At 43.9% G+C, this 17,198-nt stretch carries 13 protein-coding genes and 1 tRNA gene; 10 read left to right on the top strand and 4 right to left on the bottom strand.

All coding sequences use genetic code 11. The features are described 5' to 3' along the window. Window positions 1-84 precede the first annotated feature (84 nt). The 3 genes from WOA13_RS10510 to WOA13_RS10500 all read right to left on the bottom strand — a co-directional run bounded on the left by WOA13_RS10510 (window position 85) and on the right by WOA13_RS10500 (window position 6,352). The gene (locus WOA13_RS10510) at window positions 85-2,427 is read right to left on the bottom strand and encodes an outer membrane protein assembly factor BamB family protein (protein ID WP_342127857.1); all 2,343 of its coding nucleotides are present in this window, start codon (window positions 2,425-2,427) and stop codon (window positions 85-87) included. 245 nt (window positions 2,428-2,672) lie between these two features. Continuing rightward, entirely contained in the window at window positions 2,673-4,658 is a 1,986-nt protein-coding gene (locus WOA13_RS10505; protein WP_342127856.1) for a PGF-pre-PGF domain-containing protein, read from the bottom strand. Between the two features lie 101 nt (window positions 4,659-4,759). Beyond that, window positions 4,760-6,352 carry a DUF4430 domain-containing protein gene (locus tag WOA13_RS10500; RefSeq protein WP_342127855.1) on the bottom strand — a complete coding sequence of 531 codons (1,593 nt, stop codon included), beginning with the start codon at window positions 6,350-6,352 and terminating at the stop codon, window positions 4,760-4,762. Window positions 6,353-6,600: 248 nt separating this feature from the next. Between WOA13_RS10500 and WOA13_RS10495 the strand changes: the two genes are divergently transcribed. From WOA13_RS10495 to WOA13_RS10455, 9 genes are all read left to right on the top strand, one after another. Further along, entirely contained in the window at window positions 6,601-7,158 is a 558-nt protein-coding gene (locus WOA13_RS10495; protein WP_342127854.1) for a hypothetical protein, read from the top strand. Between the two features lie 215 nt (window positions 7,159-7,373). Further along, window positions 7,374-8,252 carry a branched-chain-amino-acid transaminase gene (gene ilvE, locus WOA13_RS10490; protein WP_342127853.1) on the top strand — a complete coding sequence of 293 codons (879 nt, stop codon included), beginning with the start codon at window positions 7,374-7,376 and terminating at the stop codon, window positions 8,250-8,252. Window positions 8,253-8,338: 86 nt separating this feature from the next. Then, the gene (locus WOA13_RS10485; protein ID WP_342127852.1) at window positions 8,339-9,556 is read left to right on the top strand and encodes a molybdenum cofactor synthesis domain-containing protein; all 1,218 of its coding nucleotides are present in this window, start codon (window positions 8,339-8,341) and stop codon (window positions 9,554-9,556) included. A 54-nt stretch (window positions 9,557-9,610) separates the two neighbouring features. Beyond that, window positions 9,611-10,702, top strand: coding sequence for an OBG GTPase family GTP-binding protein (locus WOA13_RS10480; protein ID WP_342127851.1), 1,092 nt, complete (start codon window positions 9,611-9,613; stop codon window positions 10,700-10,702). A 51-nt stretch (window positions 10,703-10,753) separates the two neighbouring features. After that, window positions 10,754-10,826 (top strand) — tRNA-Gln (locus WOA13_RS10475). A gap of 118 nt (window positions 10,827-10,944) precedes the next feature. Next, window positions 10,945-12,396: a PAS domain-containing sensor histidine kinase gene (locus WOA13_RS10470; protein WP_342127850.1), complete on the top strand. Its 1,452-nt coding sequence runs from the start codon at window positions 10,945-10,947 to the stop codon at window positions 12,394-12,396. A 325-nt stretch (window positions 12,397-12,721) separates the two neighbouring features. Then, window positions 12,722-13,843 carry a PAS domain-containing sensor histidine kinase gene (locus tag WOA13_RS10465; protein ID WP_342127849.1) on the top strand — a complete coding sequence of 374 codons (1,122 nt, stop codon included), beginning with the start codon at window positions 12,722-12,724 and terminating at the stop codon, window positions 13,841-13,843. 204 nt (window positions 13,844-14,047) lie between these two features. Continuing rightward, on the top strand, window positions 14,048-14,809 hold the full coding sequence (locus tag WOA13_RS10460) for a HEAT repeat domain-containing protein (RefSeq protein WP_342127848.1): 762 nt from the start codon (window positions 14,048-14,050) through the stop codon (window positions 14,807-14,809). Between the two features lie 84 nt (window positions 14,810-14,893). After that, the gene (locus WOA13_RS10455) at window positions 14,894-16,165 is read left to right on the top strand and encodes a FecR family protein (RefSeq protein WP_342127847.1); all 1,272 of its coding nucleotides are present in this window, start codon (window positions 14,894-14,896) and stop codon (window positions 16,163-16,165) included. 128 nt (window positions 16,166-16,293) lie between these two features. Here WOA13_RS10455 and WOA13_RS10450 read toward each other — a convergent pair whose 3' ends face one another. Beyond that, window positions 16,294-16,443, bottom strand: a complete 150-nt coding sequence (locus WOA13_RS10450; protein WP_342127846.1) for a hypothetical protein — start codon at window positions 16,441-16,443, stop codon at window positions 16,294-16,296. Between the two features lie 359 nt (window positions 16,444-16,802). Here WOA13_RS10450 and WOA13_RS10445 point away from each other — a divergent pair, with 359 nt between their 5' ends. Then, entirely contained in the window at window positions 16,803-17,198 is a 396-nt protein-coding gene (locus tag WOA13_RS10445) for a (deoxy)nucleoside triphosphate pyrophosphohydrolase (RefSeq protein WP_342127845.1), read from the top strand.

The raw sequence follows: 17,198 nt of genomic DNA, 5'->3' as shown, positions 1-17,198 counted from the left end.
TATAGGAGATGCTTTTTGGGTAAATTATGCGTTAAAAAAAGGTTTGTGTGGGAGTTGATGTAACCCACACAAATTGTTCTCTTCTCAATTTCTTTTTTTGCTTGCAATAAAAATTGTCGAGGCCAAAAACGCAATAGATGAAACCACCGACCCAAATCCAGGTGTTTTCACATTTGACTTTTCATCTCCAGTTGCCTTTTCGCCAAAAGCATAGACCTTTCCTTCCGCAACGGTGAACAACATTCCATCTACAATGGCAGGCGATGATCCGCCGTACGGTGAGTTCCAGATAAGTTCTCCAGTGAATGCATCCAGAGCACATGTTCCGTTCAGTCCGGCATAATCCTCTTCGGTATCAAAGGCAGTTCCAACAAAGACCTTCTCATCTGCAACTGCAGCAGAGCAAAGCCAGCCACCAATGCCATCTTCCGGATCTGTTTCCCACTTCAGTTCCCCGGTCGTTGCATCAAAACAGTACGTTTGCAGGTCACTGTATCCGTAGCAACCGCCGGTTACATAGACGTTACCGTAGGCAACAGCAGGTGTGGAATCCGTTGAGTGTATGTCCTTTTTCCATAAAATTGAACCATTATCCCGGTCCAGGGCATAGATCTCACCTTCACCATAGAAATTGTAGGTGGTCAGGTAAAGAATGTCGCCATAGATGGTTGGTGAACTACAGCAGTTGTAAAGTATCTTGCTCTGGTTCCATACCAGTTCTCCGGTATTTGCATCAACACAGTAGACGTTACCACCATCGGCCTGGCCATATACCCAGGACGTAAAGTAAACCCTTCCATTATCGTATGCCGGAGTTGCCTGTGCATTTCCTTCTGCACTGAAGTTCCATACAAGTTCTCCAGTAGTTTCATCGAAACAGTAATAATTACCATCCCACTCTCCTTCGAATCTCTTTCCGTCTGCCACTGTTGTACCGCTATTGACCGACTCTGGTAGCCCACACCACACATTTCCATCGTTGTATGCAGGAGATGCTATGGAGTTATATTTTGTACTTCCGTTGCTGTGGTTTGCCAGGAACTCACCTGTATACTGGTCCAGTGATCTCACATACTTTCCACAATTCACGTAGATCTTATTGTCGGCGATCACCGGAGATGATCCTTTAACGGCTCCGATATCCTCACTTGCCCACAGGATATTGTTCGTGTCCGGAGCATCTGATGGAGAATATCCGGTATTCCTGGTGTCCTTGTGGAAATGCTCCCATCCCGGGGGGATCGTTTCCTGAATGCAGTAGAGGTATCCAGCATCTGTACCGAAGTAGATCTTCCCATCGGAGATAGCTGCACCCTGCAGGATGTATCCGTCATCTTCAGGGGGATTATATTCCCATGCGAGGGTCCCGTCCTCTTCAAGGCAATAAAGGGATCCATCACTTTCTGCACCTGTGAAGTAAATGTACTCGTTGTCATTCTCAACGGCAAGGACCGGTGATGACTTAACTCCTGCATCTACGAAATAGGACCAGAGTATGTCTCCATTCGATTCGTCCATGCATGTGAGGTGTCCCGTGTACCCATGCTCTCCCTGTCCAACGTAGATTTTTCCATCATGGACCACAGGAGTTGATGTGCTGAACCCGTTTTGTGTGCACCATCCGCCGTCGAGGAATTTCCCTTCCTTAAAGCCGATCTTCCACACATATCCCTGTTCCTGTCCCCTCTCTGAGGTAGTATATATGTAAGCGTCCTGATATGTGACGGATGAGCGGAACATTCCCGGATCTTCCTTTGGGAATGCTATCTCTTCGGAACTGAGGTCGATCTCATCTGCAGGGGTTCCTGTTTCCCTGTTGAGGCTCAAAAGTTTTCCTTCGTGTGTGGAATATACTATATGTTCTCCTATGACGGAAGCACCATTCCAGATGAACCCTGCTGAGTTTTCATTAGGATATTTCCACATTAGCTGTCCGCTGTCATCGAAGCAGTAGTAGTATTTAGTACCCGGTCCACCTTTCAATCCCTCTCCGATGTATATCCTGTGATCGAAGTATGTTATGGGACATTCAAAATTGCTTTCTGTAACATGTTCACTCCACAGTTCTTCCCCGCTTGCAGCATCGAATGCAAAGATGTCACCGCTGTTGCTGGCAACAAAGAGCTTTCCGTCACCATATGCAGGTGTAGATGACTGGAGAGCCTTTCCTCCCGGTGTTTTATTTCTCCAGACAAGTTCACCGTTATGCTTGTTAAATGCCCAGACCGAACCATTCGTTGTGTAGGTGTACACAAGGTCGCCTGCGATCACTGGTGGGACATTGATACCATTGGTTCCCTGTGCAGAGGTGTGTTGATACCAGAGCATTTCAGGTTCAGCTTTCAACGCAGGTCCTGGTTGCAATGCTGTATTCTTCCAGTCTGACTGGAATTGTTCCCAGTTGGATGCTGTTGCAACTGTGGCCATTGAAGTTAATAATATGAGACCTAATAAGACAATAAAAATGCGTGATTTTTTGATTTTGTACATTTGACATTCATCCTTCTTATTTTCGAAAGACTTGATCCTCCAGTTACTATGCCTGAGTTCAAGATGAATTTAGTTTGCAGCTCAATTCAGATAATGAATAATTCCGATAAAAACGGATCATCTAATAATTTAAAAATAAAAAGCAGATGGCATTATGCCATCTGATGGAATGATGGGTCCTATCATTGACCATTTTTCCTTATGCAAAATACCGATAGCAACAATCCGACAACCATGAAGATAGCTCCAAATCCGGGACTGTCTTTGGATCTGTCTGCTTCTTCATCAGCTGCTGTATCATCTGCAGTATTTGCTTCTTCCTGTATCTCTTCCGTGCTAACTTCATTTTCAACTGCGTTCTCTGCAACCTGGACCTTTTCACCGATAATTGCAAATGGTGAGAATCCAGGGGTTTCTGCACTGAAGTAGAAGTGATCCTGATCTTCCTTTCCTGCGATCTCCACTGTGTTCAGGGAATTCCATTTGTCATCGTGGTACCTGTTCAGAGCGATGGAAGACCTGTCAATGTTGTTCTCATTGACCCAGGATTTGTCTACCTTGAACTCAACATTCACATTCTCTATGTTCTCAGCTGTTGCAAAACCGGCCTTTCCGACCCATATGTTCATGTTCTGGTAAACTTCACCCTGGGCAGGGGTTGCATAAGAAGATGTAGACTTAAGCATCTCGACAATGGCAGTCTTATATCCTGCATTTATCTTAGGATCAAATGATATTGTAGTGATGCAGTTCTCCGGGTCATTGAACTCATAATTGACCCTGTTACCAGCGGTCACGATCTTCTGCATAGTATTTTCCAGCACGATGTTTTCAGGTGCTTCTCCGGTGGATCCGGCGGAAGCTCCGGTTCCTCCGGATGAGGATCCATCCGTACCTTCAGCGGTTTTCTCCTTATTTGTCATTCCGAAAAGGTAATTTGAATCGGTTCCGTAGTACACCCAACCGTCGGATATCGCGACACCTGCAAGGGACCAAGCCGTTTTATCTGAATCTCCATAAGACCACTGTTTCTCAGGATTGGTATTGTCTGCATAGTCCTTTACGCAGTAGACCTTACCTTTTTCAGCATTCGTAGTGAAATATATATATATCTCACCGTCTCCTGCATCATAATGGTCTGATATGGATGGAGATGATTTCACTTCACCGTTTGCTGAATAGTCCCAGACCTTTGAAAGATCAGATGCTTTCAGACAGGCTAAACCATTGATATTTCCTACGTATATTCTTCCTTTATATATAGCAGGAGTTGATGTGGTATAACCTATGCTTGTACTTTCTTTGTCAGATGTGTCAAACATACCGGTATTCGTATCAAATCCAATTGCGTAGCAATGTCCACTTTTAGAAGTAAAATATACTCTGTTGTCATTATAGAGGATAGATGATCTTATCTCATTCACATCAAATCCAAATACTGAGGAAATGTCGATCTCATCGATAGTATCTCCTGTATTTTTGTTAACGGAGACCAGATTCGAGCCGTCATCTCCATAAATCAGATAATCTTCTTTTATTGCAGCGCCTGCCCAGTAATATCCGGTATTGGTGGTAGATGGACGGCTCCATATAAGATTTCCATCGTCATCATAGCAATAGTAAGTTCCATCACTTGAAGTTGAACCAGCACCACTTACAGAACAGTCTCCAAAATAAATTTTCTTGTTGTAGTACTTAACAGGTGTATTTAATTGCTTATCTGAAACCTTTACGTTCCATTCTTCATCACCATCGTCAGCATCGAATGCGTAGATGTATCCATTCATTGTAGGTACAAATATCATGCCATTTCCATATGCCAGGTTTGAAACCAGAAAACCGCTGCCACTGGATGTGCTTTCCCATTCAGTTTCGCCGGTTTCTTTATCGATTGCGAATACCGTGTTATCTGCAGTAGCTACATACACAAGTTCATCCACAACAATTGGTGTGCAATCTATGCCTGAAGGTAACTGTTTTTCCCATGACATATAGTCTTCATCCCATGGGGCAGAGATAGGTGATTGGTCTCCTGTAACTCCTGAATTGACCTCGTCCATCTGGAACTGGTACCAGTTGGATGCTGCACATGCCATCGATGGAAGAATCAGTATGAAAATCAGTATGCTTGAAAGAATTCTGATCTTTCTTTTATTACTTTTATCCATTTAATTTCCCTCTTTTCATTTTTCAAGAAATTTCAATAATCCTGAACAGGATTTGTCGGAAGAAATCTCTCCCGACTCCCTGATCATCGATTTATGCCGGATCACATCCTCCTTCTCATAATGAAAACTGCGGATAGCAATAGTCCAGATACTGCAAATGCTGCTTCAAATCCCGGGGTGGAATTTTGATCTTCGGTCTCAACATTTGATTCAGTGACCGGCTCTGCTGGCTGTGGCTCAGCTTTGGTTTCTTCTTCAACAGCCGGAGTGTCATCTACAACTGGTGTTTCTTCAGGAGTGGCCGGTTCTTCTTTATCGGCAAGGGTCACAATAGTAGCATGACCTATTCCGCCACTGCTACTTTTACTATTACTGATGGTTTCAATTGCTACAGTTATATTCAGAACTCTGGTTGCTTCTCCAAGAAGCGGTTCAAATGTGTTTGCATCATTTGGACAGTACCAGAATGTTATTTTGTCCCCATTACTCACTGAGTTCTGACCTATTCCGTTTGGAGCTTTCACACCGTTGATAAATATGGCCCATCCTTTGGATTTACCTGCATCCCATGGTTCATTATCGATTCCATTGATACCATCAATCCAGAAACCAGATGATGAATACCATCTATCTGATATATTGTAGCTGATGCCTTCCGTTTCGTTTACAAATAAGAGTGCACCTAGATCTGTGAAGTTATATGTTGAATAATTTGCAGACTGGTTGTCAGTAGGTGTGAAGTTTGTGTATCCTGATGGCAGTTCAATTTCACCATCCCATTCAACTATTGGTGCCTTCAAGGTTATATTCAGAACTCTGGTTGCTTCTCCAAGAAGCGGTTCAAATGTGTTTGCATCATTTGGACAGTACCAGAATGTTATTTTGTCCCCATTACTCACTGAGTTTTGACCTATTCCGTTTGGAGCTTTCACACCGTTGATAAATATGCCCCATCCTTTGGATTTACCTGCATCCCATGGTTCATTATCGATTCCATTGATACCATCAATCCAGAAACCAGATGATGAATACCATCTATCTGATATATTGTAGCTGATGCCTTCCGTTTCGTTTATAAATAAGAGTGCACCTAGATCTGTGAAGTTATATGTTGAATAATTTGCAGACTGGTTGTCAGTAGGTGTGAAGTTCACATATCCCGATGGTAGCTCTATCTCTCCTGCCCATTCCACGACTGCTGATTTCAATGTTATGTTCATGACATAGGTGGCTTTTGTAATATCATGCTCAAATGTAGTAGTGTTTGTTGGAGCGTACCAGAATGTAATTTTATCCCCGTTACTTACTGAGTTCCCACCTATTCCCTTGGATGCTGCTACATCATTGATATAAATATACCATGTACTGGAGTTTTCTGTTCCCCATATTTCGTTGCTTGTTCCATTGAGTGCATTAATCCAGTAAGTACCCGGTGAACCTGTTATGTCGTAGTTGATTCCTTCCGTTTCATTTACAAATAAGAGTGCACCTAGATCTGTAAAGTTATATGTTGAATAATTTGCAGATTGGTTATCAGTAGGTGTGAAGTTCACATATCCTGATGGTAGCTCAATTTCCTCATCCCAGATGACTGTAGCCTCCGCTCCAGCCATCGATGGCATCAAAAATACTGCACTCAAAAGTGCGATCATTCCTATTATCCAAAATCTCTTTATCATACCATATTTTCCCAATTTCTCTTTTTACAGTTAGGAATTCATAATTCCAACTTCGATTGGAAATTGTGAGCGTGGTGTATGCTTTTATGGTATATAATATTCAGTATTTAGCACACATTTATTATCTATAAAAATAACAAAAAGGACAATTTACACAACATAGTTTAAAATACTATAAGACATTAATACATTTTTATATAATGTAGTTGATCGTATGGTCAACGAGTTGAATAGAAACATAAACAACAAAGGTTCCACTGATCATGCAAATAATCCTCATCCTCGGCCTTGCCTTCTTTGCAATAATGACACTTTACAATCTGAGAAAAGCAATCAGAGAGAAGACAAGCTACCTTCCGGCGATCTTCGGTTTCCTCATGTTCACCTCAACCCTGCTGATTCTGCTTGGGCAGGCCCTGATCGGTGGTTTTGGATTTCTCATTATTTTGCTTCTGGCACTGTTCTATTCTAAAACGATCTCAGAAATGAGGATGAGACAATTCATGAAGGGGATGGAGGGCATAGATCCTACCTCTTCTCCTGCACTAAAGGATATCTTGAATCTACGGTTCTGGGGCATTTACTCACTGAAAAAGGGTCCGCGAAAGGCAGCCATCGGTTTTTCCCTGCTACAGACCTGCTTTGTCATCTTCATGCTTGTAGCTATGAGTTTGTTCCTGGATAATTTTATGAAAATAACATTTCTGGCGCCTTTTGCTATTGTCATGTTCCTGGCCGGATGGCGTGAGTATGAATCGGTATTCATGAAGTATTCTGAACAGCAGGCAACGAAAAGTTTAACAGGGCAGCAAGAATCCTGATCCGGACTTTCCGGTCACTTTGGCCACTTAGCCCACTTTGCTCACTTTTTCCATTCTCATTTTGTTCTTGTTTTCCGTTTTTTACTTGTTCACTGCTGTCTTAACTGTCCCTGGCATTCCAGCTGGTACAAATATTCATATATAAGATAGATAACATCAGGAATACAATATTTACAAAAACGTACCTTTAACCGGTATTACTAAAGAGGATTCATATGAGCGAATTACTGATCTATTACAACGGTGAGTTTGTCACAAAGGAAAATGCAACGGTTTCTATCTATGACCACGGTTTCCTGTATGGTGACGGTGTCTTTGAGGGAATCAGGGCATACAATGGTCGTGTCTTCAAGCTTCAGGAGCATGTTGACAGGTTGTATGATTCTGCAAAGGCAATTGCTCTTGAGGTCCCTATCTCTAAGGAAGAGATGAGCGAGGCTATCCTTGAGACACTGAGGAAGAACAACCTCAGGGATGCATACATCCGTCCTATCGTTTCACGTGGTGTTGGTGACCTTGGTCTTGATCCACGCAAGTGCCCAAAGCCAAGCATCTACATCGTTTCACAGGAATGGGGTGCAATGTATGGCGATCTCTATGAGGTCGGTCTCAAAGCAATCACAGTCGGTATCAGGCGTAATGCACCGGATGCACTGTCCCCTAACATCAAGTCACTGAACTACCTCAACAACATCCTCGCAAAGATCGAGGCAAACGAGAAGGGCGGCGATGAGGCTATCTTCCTTGACCAGAACGGTTTCATTTCTGAGGGTTCCGGAGACAACATCTTCGTTATCAAGAACGGCAAGGTCTACACTCCGCCAACCATCAACAACCTTAAGGGTATCACAAGGGCTACTGCCATTGAGCTTCTCGAGGAGCGTGGCTATGAGGTCATTGTCGGAAACCTCGGTCTTTTCGACATGTACACCGCAGATGAGATCTTCGTCACAGGTACCGCAGCAGAGGCTGCACCTATCACAAAGCTTGACGGAAGGCCTATTGGAGATGGTTCAGTCGGTCCTATAACCAAGGCAGCAGTCGCTGCATTCGAGGAAGTCACCGGCAGCACAGGTACTCCGATCTACGAATGATCTTTTCGATCATTCTTTTTTCTTTCCTAATCTAACCGATCTGTCCGATCGGATCAATCTAATAAATCTGATCAATCTGACCAACAATGCCACGGAAAATATTGCATGACCTGTTGTCCATTGAGGATGCCAGGAAACTTTTTGAAGGGATCGATGTCCGAACCCATGTAAGGCCGATAGAAATTGAGAGATCAACTGGCCGTGTTCTTGCAGAGGATATCGTTTCAGCTACCGCTGTCCCGAATTTTCCTAAAGCCCTGAAAGACGGGTATGCTGTGCGTTCAGAGGACGTGCTTTCAGCAATTGAAAAGCCGGTGTCCCTGAAGTTGTTGGGATTCTCGCCGGTGGGTCAGCTTCCTAAATATCGCGTAGGTGAGATGGAGGCTGTGGAGGTAGCAACAGGTGGTCCTATCCCGGAAGGTGCGGATGCCGTTGTCATGGTGGAGGACACCGAACTTCAGGAAGGCAATGTTCTCATCAAGGTGGCAGTAAGTGCAGATGAGAATCTGATCCATGCAGGTTTCGATATCCATGAGGACGAACTTGTGCTACGCAAAGGTTCCAGGATCTGGGTACGTGAGGTCGGTGTGCTTGCGGCGATCGGTATGAGAAATGTGGATGTCAGGTCTATGAAGGTGGGAATAATTTCCACCGGGAACGAGCTGACGGTTCCGGGAGAACCACTTGGTCCCGGCAAGATCTACGATTGTAATTCATATTCACTCTATGCAAGTATTACGGACTGCGGTGCGGATGCTGTTCCCTATGGCATCGTGAGGGATGATCGGGAAGCTTTCAGCGGGGCCGTGGACAGGGCAATTGCTGAGTGTGACCTGGTGCTGACATCAGGCAGTACGTCTGCTGGACCGGACGATTTCATGTTCAACATCATTGAGGAGAAGGGTAAGGTTCTGGCTCATGGTCTCAGTTTCAAGCCGGGGAAGCCTGTGGTTGCGGGTATTATCAATGAGATCCCCATCGTGGCACTTCCGGGTAATCCTACGTCCTCGCTCATGGTATTCTACGAGTTCCTGCTGCCGCTTATCAGGAGATGCCTGGGAGCCCCGGCGCCTGTGAGACAGGTGGTACCTGGAGTCCTTGAGGAAGATGTCAATTCCGGAAGCCGGCATGAGCTCCATGCTGTCCGGCTGGAAGGGAATAAGGTGTTCTCTGCCAGCAAGACCTCGGCCTCCATCACAACTCTTGCAGCTGCGGACGGCTTCATTGAGATCCCTGCGGAGGTGCCGATGGTGAGCAAAGGGGCAGGTGTTGAAGTTGTCCTTTTTGAGGATGTGTGCAGGTAATTTCCAGCCCTGCAAGGAAAATCTTTTTTATATTGAAGTTATGGTAGGGTGCAGATGAGTTTACACGAAGATATCCAGGCAGTCGAGGACGAGATCCGTAAGACTCCCTATAACAAGGCAACATCCCATCATATTGGTAAGTTGAAGGCCAAACTTGCACGCCTGAGGGAAGACGTGCAGAAGAGAGCTTCTGCCAAATCCGGTGGTGAGGGCTATTCTGTAAGGAAGTCAGGCGATGCTACTGTTGCACTTGTGGGATTCCCTTCCGTGGGTAAGTCCACGCTCCTGAACAAGCTGACCGGTGCTAATTCCGAGGTCGGTGCGTATGAGTTCACGACTCTTGATGTGATACCTGGTGTTCTGGAGTATAAGGGTGCGACCATCCAGATTCTGGATGTGCCGGGCCTGGTCAGAGGTGCAGCCAGCGGTCGTGGCCGTGGTAAGGAGGTCATCTCTGTTGTGAGGAACTCCAATCTTGTGCTTTTCCTGCTGGATGTGTTCCAGACCGAGCATCATAAGGTGCTGATGCAGGAGCTTTACGATGCCGGTATCCGCATCAATATGTCAGAACCTGATGTTACCATCAAGAGGATGGATAGGGGTGGCGTGATCATCAGTGCGACCATGGAGCTTGAGATGTCCGACGACCTTATCAAGGCGATATTGGGCGAGTACAAGATACACAATGCACATGTGCTTCTCAGGGATAATATCAACATGGACCAGCTTATCGATGGCGTGATGGCCAACAGGGTGTACATACCTGCTGTGATTGTCATCAACAAGGTGGACATGGCCGATGAAGAGATCCTTGAGTTCTGCAAGGCAAAGTTCCCTGATGCGACATTCATTTCCGCCAATGAGGAGAAGAACCTTGAAGCCGTCAAGGAACTGATCTACGAAACCCTGGATTTCATCAGGGTATACCTGAAACCACAGGGTGGCCCCGCAGACATGGACGAGCCGATGATCGTGACCAACGGTGTGACCGTGGGTGATATATGTGACCGCCTGCACCGTGATTTCCGTGATAAGTTCAGGTATTCCCAGATATGGGGCCCTTCAGCCAAACACCCCGGCCAGCGAGCCGGTCTTGATCACAGGCTGCAGGATGGCGATGTGCTGACCCTCATTATTCAGAAATAATTAAAATTTTGCACAACAAATAAGTATTATTGTGCAATATGCAGCATGTGAAGTCCCGTAGGGTAGTGGTCAATCCTTCAGGCCTTTGGAGCCTGGGACTCCGGTTCGAATCCGGGCGGGACTATCTGCTTATTTTTAACATTCCTATTGTTTTACTATTTTCTTTTCTAGCAAATCTATATATTTAACCCGGGAGACTTTAATTGAAGAGAGATCTCGATCTGGTGTGCTGGTGGTAAATTATGGAACAATATTTTGAAACGATATTCAATTCCGTTAATGATGGAATTCTTATCCATACTTTTGATGGCCGTTTTCTGGAAGTGAACCGCATCATGTGCAATGATCTGGGATATCAGAAAGATGAATTACTGCAGATGACGGCAATGGATATCACTCCCCCGGAACTCAGAAAGATCACAGGCAAGCAAATTGCTGAAAAAATGGAGCAGGGTGGCGGATTTGTCGAGACCGTGACCATCTGTAAGGATGGTACCCCTGTACCAGTTGAACTGAATGTCCGCCCCATCGAATACAAAGGAACTCCTGCAGTCCTGGCCGTTGCCAGGAATATAACCGAGCGCAAGATCGCAGAAAGGAAACTGAGAGAAAGTGAGGAAAAGTTCAAAACCGTTTTTGAGAGTGCCAATGATGGGATCTATGTAACTGCTCTTGATGGTCGTTTACTGGAAGTTAACAAAATTGCATGCAAGCAACTGGGGTATACCCGGAGTGAACTTCTTCAGATGAGGCCACAAGATATAGATTTTTTTGCTGATGCAAAAGAGGTAGGGAACATTATCGATCAGCTTCTTCAGGATGGACACAACCTTTTTGAGTCAATTCTTGTCCGAAAGGACGGGTCGACATTCCCTGTAGAGGTTAGTATCCAGCTGATCGATTATATGGGAGAAAAGGCAATACTGGGTGTTTCAAGGGACATGACCGAACACAAGCAGGCAAATGAGGCAATGCTCAATGCCAAAATTGCTGCTGAAGATGCCAGCCGGGCCAAATCGAAGTTCCTCACAAATGTAAGTCACGAGCTGAGAGCTCCTCTTAATTCTATCATCGGATTCTCGGAAGTGCTTTGCAGCGAAGATGCCGGGAGCCTGAACGATCTCCAGAAACGCTATGTTTCCAATGTTCATAAAAGCGGCAAGCATCTTCTGGAACTGATCAACGAAATTCTTGACCTGTCAAAGGTCGAAGCTGGAAAGATGGAATTGAATCCGGAAAAGGTTGGTGTTTATAGTATCATCAATGAGATTAAGGAATCAATGATGCCTCTTGCAACAGAGAAGGGCATTGAACTGGAGTATGACATAGGTCCTGAAAATACCTTCATAGTAGCAGATGCCTTGAAATTAAGACAGATCATCTACAACCTTGTGAGCAATGCGATCAAGTTCACTGAAAGGGGCGGATCAGTGACAATAGAAACACTATCTTCTGATGATCAAATCTCCGTTCTTGTGAAAGATACCGGTATCGGGATATCATCCGGAGACCAGACGAAAATTTTCCAGCCGTTCGTCCAGATCGATCCTTCGAATGAAAAGAAATATAGTGGGACCGGTCTCGGTCTAAGCCTTGTCAGGAGCTTTGTGGAAATGCATGGCGGCGAGGTATGGGTTGAAAGTGAGGTTGGGAATGGAAGTACATTTGGTTTCAGTATACCAACAGATCAGTAAACATGCTGAATTTCAATCCTGAAACCCATGTGCATCGTTCTCTACTTTTTTTGGATTCCCCTCTCTTAAGTGGTGGCCACGAAATCAATAATACGTCTTATATATTTTTAATTCCAATTATCTTTTTATGAAATGGGGATCTTGGGGAGAAGGGGACCTTTGGAAACTATTCATGATAGTTTGCTATACCATTGTCGTCTTTTCAATCGTAATTATTGTTGCACTGGTATATGTTGCGACAGATCTACCTCTGTCGTATCTGCTGATAATGATCACAGCGCTTTGTGTTTATTTGCCCATTTTCTCTATCCTGGGGTACCAGTCGGTGAAGCATAAGACAAAGCAGTTGTCAGAGAAACTCCTGATAAAGGAAAATGCTGTCGAGACATCCATCAATGCAATCAGTTTTGCAGATCTCAATGCCAATCTGACCTATGTAAATCCTGCATTTCTGAAGTTGTGGGGATATGATGATGAAACCCAGGTTCAGGGAAGATCGATTTTAAAATTCTGGAAGAGGAATGGCCGGGCCGAAAAGATCCTGGGCAAGTTGCTCTCTGAAAAAAGATGGGAGGGGGAAGTGGTAGGTGTAAAGAAGGATGGGACGGAATTCCCGTTACTCCTGTCGGCAAACATGGTACTGAACAAAAATGGTGAACCTCTCGGTATAATGGGCTCGGCTGTGGACATCACAGAGTTCAAAAAAGCGGAAAAAGCTATGATAGACGGAAAATTCGCTGCTGAAGCTGCCAACAAGGCAAAAACCGAGTTGTTGAGAAATGTAAGCCATGAGCTCAGGACACCTTTGAATTCGATCATAGGTTTTTCGAACGTTCTGGTTGATGAGGATCTGACTGAGAAACAGATGAAATATGCAAATACCGTTTTGAAGAACGGCAAGCAATTGCTGGGTATCTTCAACAATGTATTGAGCATTTCCAATGTTGAGCTTATGAAAATGAACCTTGAGATCCAGTCATTCAGTGTGCCGGATGTTGTTAAAGACGTTGAGACATCACTGATTCCCTTCTCTGCATCCAAGGACATCGATCTGACATTTGATATCGATGCAAATCTGGGAATTGTAAATGCAGACAAGGAGAAGATCAGGCAGACTTTGTATAACCTTACTGAGAATGCCATTAAGTTCACACCGGCAAAGGGTTCTGTGTCAGTAACAGCAAAAAGGGCCGATGAGTTCATGGAAATATCCATCAGAGATACAGGCATTGGTATTTCTCTGGAAGAACAAAAGAGGCTTTTCATACCCTTTATGCAACTTGATGGCTCGATCACCCGAAAATACGGTGGTGTGGGCCTCGGGCTTGCTATCGCAAAGAACTTCGTGGAAACGCATGGCGGTGAGATCTGGGTTGAGAGTGAGGTTGGGAATGGAAGCACATTCGGGTTTACTATTCCAACAGATTCCATGGATCCGGACTTATAATATATCATTATATTACTTGCCGGGTTAATTTTCTTTTTTATTTCCCATACTTCACCCTGTTTTCTTTTTTAAATAAAAAAATTAGGAAAATGAATTAATAGTTGTACACAGTTATTATTTTCACATCATTCATCAATGATCTGTTAATTCAGTGTACATGATTGGTGGACAGTTATTGACTTAATATTTGAGGTCTGGATCAACATGAAATTTACCATATCTGTTACGATCATCCTTTTTGTTTTACTGGTTATGTTCTCCGGATGCACAGAAAATAACAATGTCGATTCTCTCATTGAGGATCTTGGTAATGAGAATGAGAGTATCAGCTCCGGTGCAATGGATGAGCTTGTGGATATGGGGGATGAAAAGACAATCGGATCACTTGTGCAGGTAGTGCTAAATGAAAGCATGTCCATCGAAATGCGAAAGAATGCTATCCTAGCCCTTGGCAAGATCGGCGATGAAAGTGCAACCGACCTGCTTCTGGAGATCTCTATAAATGAATCCGAAAATAAACACCTTCGGATGGCTTCGATCCTTGCTCTCGGGGATACCGGGGACGAAGAGGCACTCGAGTCTCTCAGGGGATTGAGGTATGGTGATGACGGACTTATCCTGTATCATGCGGCATACGTTCTCGCGCCGTTGAATGGGACCTACGAAGTATACGGGACCTATGGTGAGCTTCCGTACCCGCTGACAGAGGAACAGAGGTCTTACCGGAACAACGTTGGTGAGATCGTTTCCGGTGTAAATTACAGTAAATTCCCGGCGATAGATGATAATTCGTCCAGGGGTGTCGGATATGTTCCAAAGACCGGTTACATAGAGGTAATGACCGATGTCGATCCTGGAACTTCGTCCATGGATGAGATGTATCGGATAATCAGTATTGAGGCGGAGAAAAGAGGTGTTTACCAGGTGCCTGTGAGGTTTGTCTATGGCACATTTTCTTTTGCATGAGCATTGTTTCGATTATAAACTTATTTTTGAAAAGACCTGTAGATGGTCGTAACTCTCTTTAATATTTAAAAATAACAATATACTATGACCTCTGCTTCAAATCCTCTCAATCCTGTCCTTTCATACAAGCAATTTCTGCAAACGAATATCTTCTCAACGATCCTCATATTCTTTATTTTCATATGCATGATCCCAACAGCTATTGCTGCGGATTCGCCGGAAGCTTTGTACGGGTTTGAACTCGCTTCCGAAACAGCCTATCCCCTCCACGATGCTAATGGTGAACTGATAGGCGAAGAGGTTGTATTTGCTTATGGGGAACAATCAGGATATGGATATGAAATAGCCATGTCAAATCTATTTACAGAGGCGCAGGCAGGCAGCTATTTCCAGTTGCGTCAGGCGGAGCTGATCGAGGGAGTTGAATCAGGGTTTTATGGGCCGGATGTGATGGCTGCAGAGAGCGGAATGCAGTTTGACAGGATCGCTTATGATGCTGAAATTAATAACATCAAGTTCCAGTTGATCGTTTTCAAATACCAGGACTTTGTCATATCAATTGTTGATCATTCGAATTACGGAATTGCATCCATTCTTGAGCAGCATTCAAAGGTTTATGTTGATGAAACCTATATCTCGGCTCCGAAGGTCAGTATAACAGAGGTTGTCGGGATCGTTGAATCCCTGGAGGGACGGGTGGAAGTACTGCATCCCTGGTCTGATCAGTGGCAGAAGATCAATGAAAAGAACGGTATTCATGAAGGGGATCAAGTAAGGACATTAAGGGGAGCGAAGGCAACTCTGAAATTCGATGATGGCAGGTCCCGTGTCAGGCTGGAAGAAAGGTCTTTTATCGAGATCTCCACTCAGGTTGAAGAAGAGACTGATGAAAACATCAGGGTTATCAAACTATTTTTCGGCGGGGTCTGGACGAGAGTTCAGAAACTGGCCGGGATTTACCTGTTCGTCACGACTCCTACAGCTGTGACAGGAGTAAAGGGGACTGAGTATGCGGTTTTCCATGATCCTGACCTGTCAACCGATAGAATCTATGTTCAGGATGGGATCGTTGAGGTGACAACAGTTAATGAGATAATTGATCTCTATGAGGGTGAGAAGATCACTGTTCAGGAAGGGTATGCCGGATCTGTTCTGACGCTTGGGGATGAAGAATGGGATGATCTGATGGAGGACTTTGGCGGTGAATACCCGGAAGATGATTCTGCTATGGAAAGTGAGAGTTATCCATTTGCCGAAAGTGAGGAAAGCAGTAATTCGGTGAATGGGTTGACCGCATTGGCATGTCTTGCAATGATTGTGATTGCTGCAGTGGCTTTTCGCCCGAAGGCAAAATGACCTTCATTGAACAGAAATAATCAGAAAAATGCAATATGTAAAAATAGAATTTGAAAGAAAGAAATCTTCTTCCTTTCTTTTTTTTATGAATTGTTACAGGAAGTTCCTCTTCTGCAACAGTTCCGTTCTCATTCCTGGCTTTCCGGCCTGATCCTCCTTGCTTCCAGCAGGTAGATAACTCCGATCATTGTAAATCCTACTGTTGTCAAAAGCAAGGCTACTCCCTTATGAGAACTTATACTCCTCCCGAAAAGAGAGTTCAAATTGTATATCAGCAACAAAGAAATTGCCGCTAACGAAATTATTAACATTTTCACTTTTTTATTGTGTTTCAGGACCACCACTTCCTAACTTTGGATATTCTTTTCCATTGTTGTTTCGTATAAATCAACTAGGTTTTATTTAAACCTGTTGCCATGTATGTCACATGAATTTATTAGAAAACAGCATATGGAGAGATTTTTGCATTAATACAAAAATAGATTCATCAATGGATTTGTTTGTTCATTGGGTGGTGGTGGTTGATTAGAAAATGTGAGGTCGTGTTCTTAAGTCTCCTCTGGAGAGGCACTCCGATATTTTTAAAAAGGTTTATAAATTATTTCAGTTATCATATTTTCTGGGATGTACAAAACAAATGAAACACTATGAAGTAGTTGCAGCGATAATTATTGATGATGATAAAGTTCTATGTGTTCAAAGAGATCATGGAAAATACGATTATATTTCTTTAAAATATGAGTTCCCAGGCGGGAAAATAGAATCTGGTGAATCTAAAGAACAAGCTTTAGAACGCGAGTTATTAGAAGAACTCGATCTTGGCATAAAGATTGAGAGGGAGTTTCTCACTGTAAGTCATCACTATCCCGATTTCAGTGTCACAATGCACAGTTTCATTTGTAGTGCTTTAAATCCAGAATTCAATTTGAAAGAACACATTGCCTTCAAGTGGTTAAATCCAGAAAATTTATCAACTTTGGATTGGGCTGAAGCAGATCTTCCTATTGTTTCAAAATTAATGAAGGAATGTTAA

The organism is Methanococcoides sp. LMO-2, from assembly GCF_038432375.1.
In the GTDB taxonomy this organism is placed as follows: Archaea; Halobacteriota; Methanosarcinia; order Methanosarcinales; family Methanosarcinaceae; genus Methanococcoides; species Methanococcoides cohabitans.
This window is presented reverse-complemented; position numbering and strand designations above follow the sequence as displayed.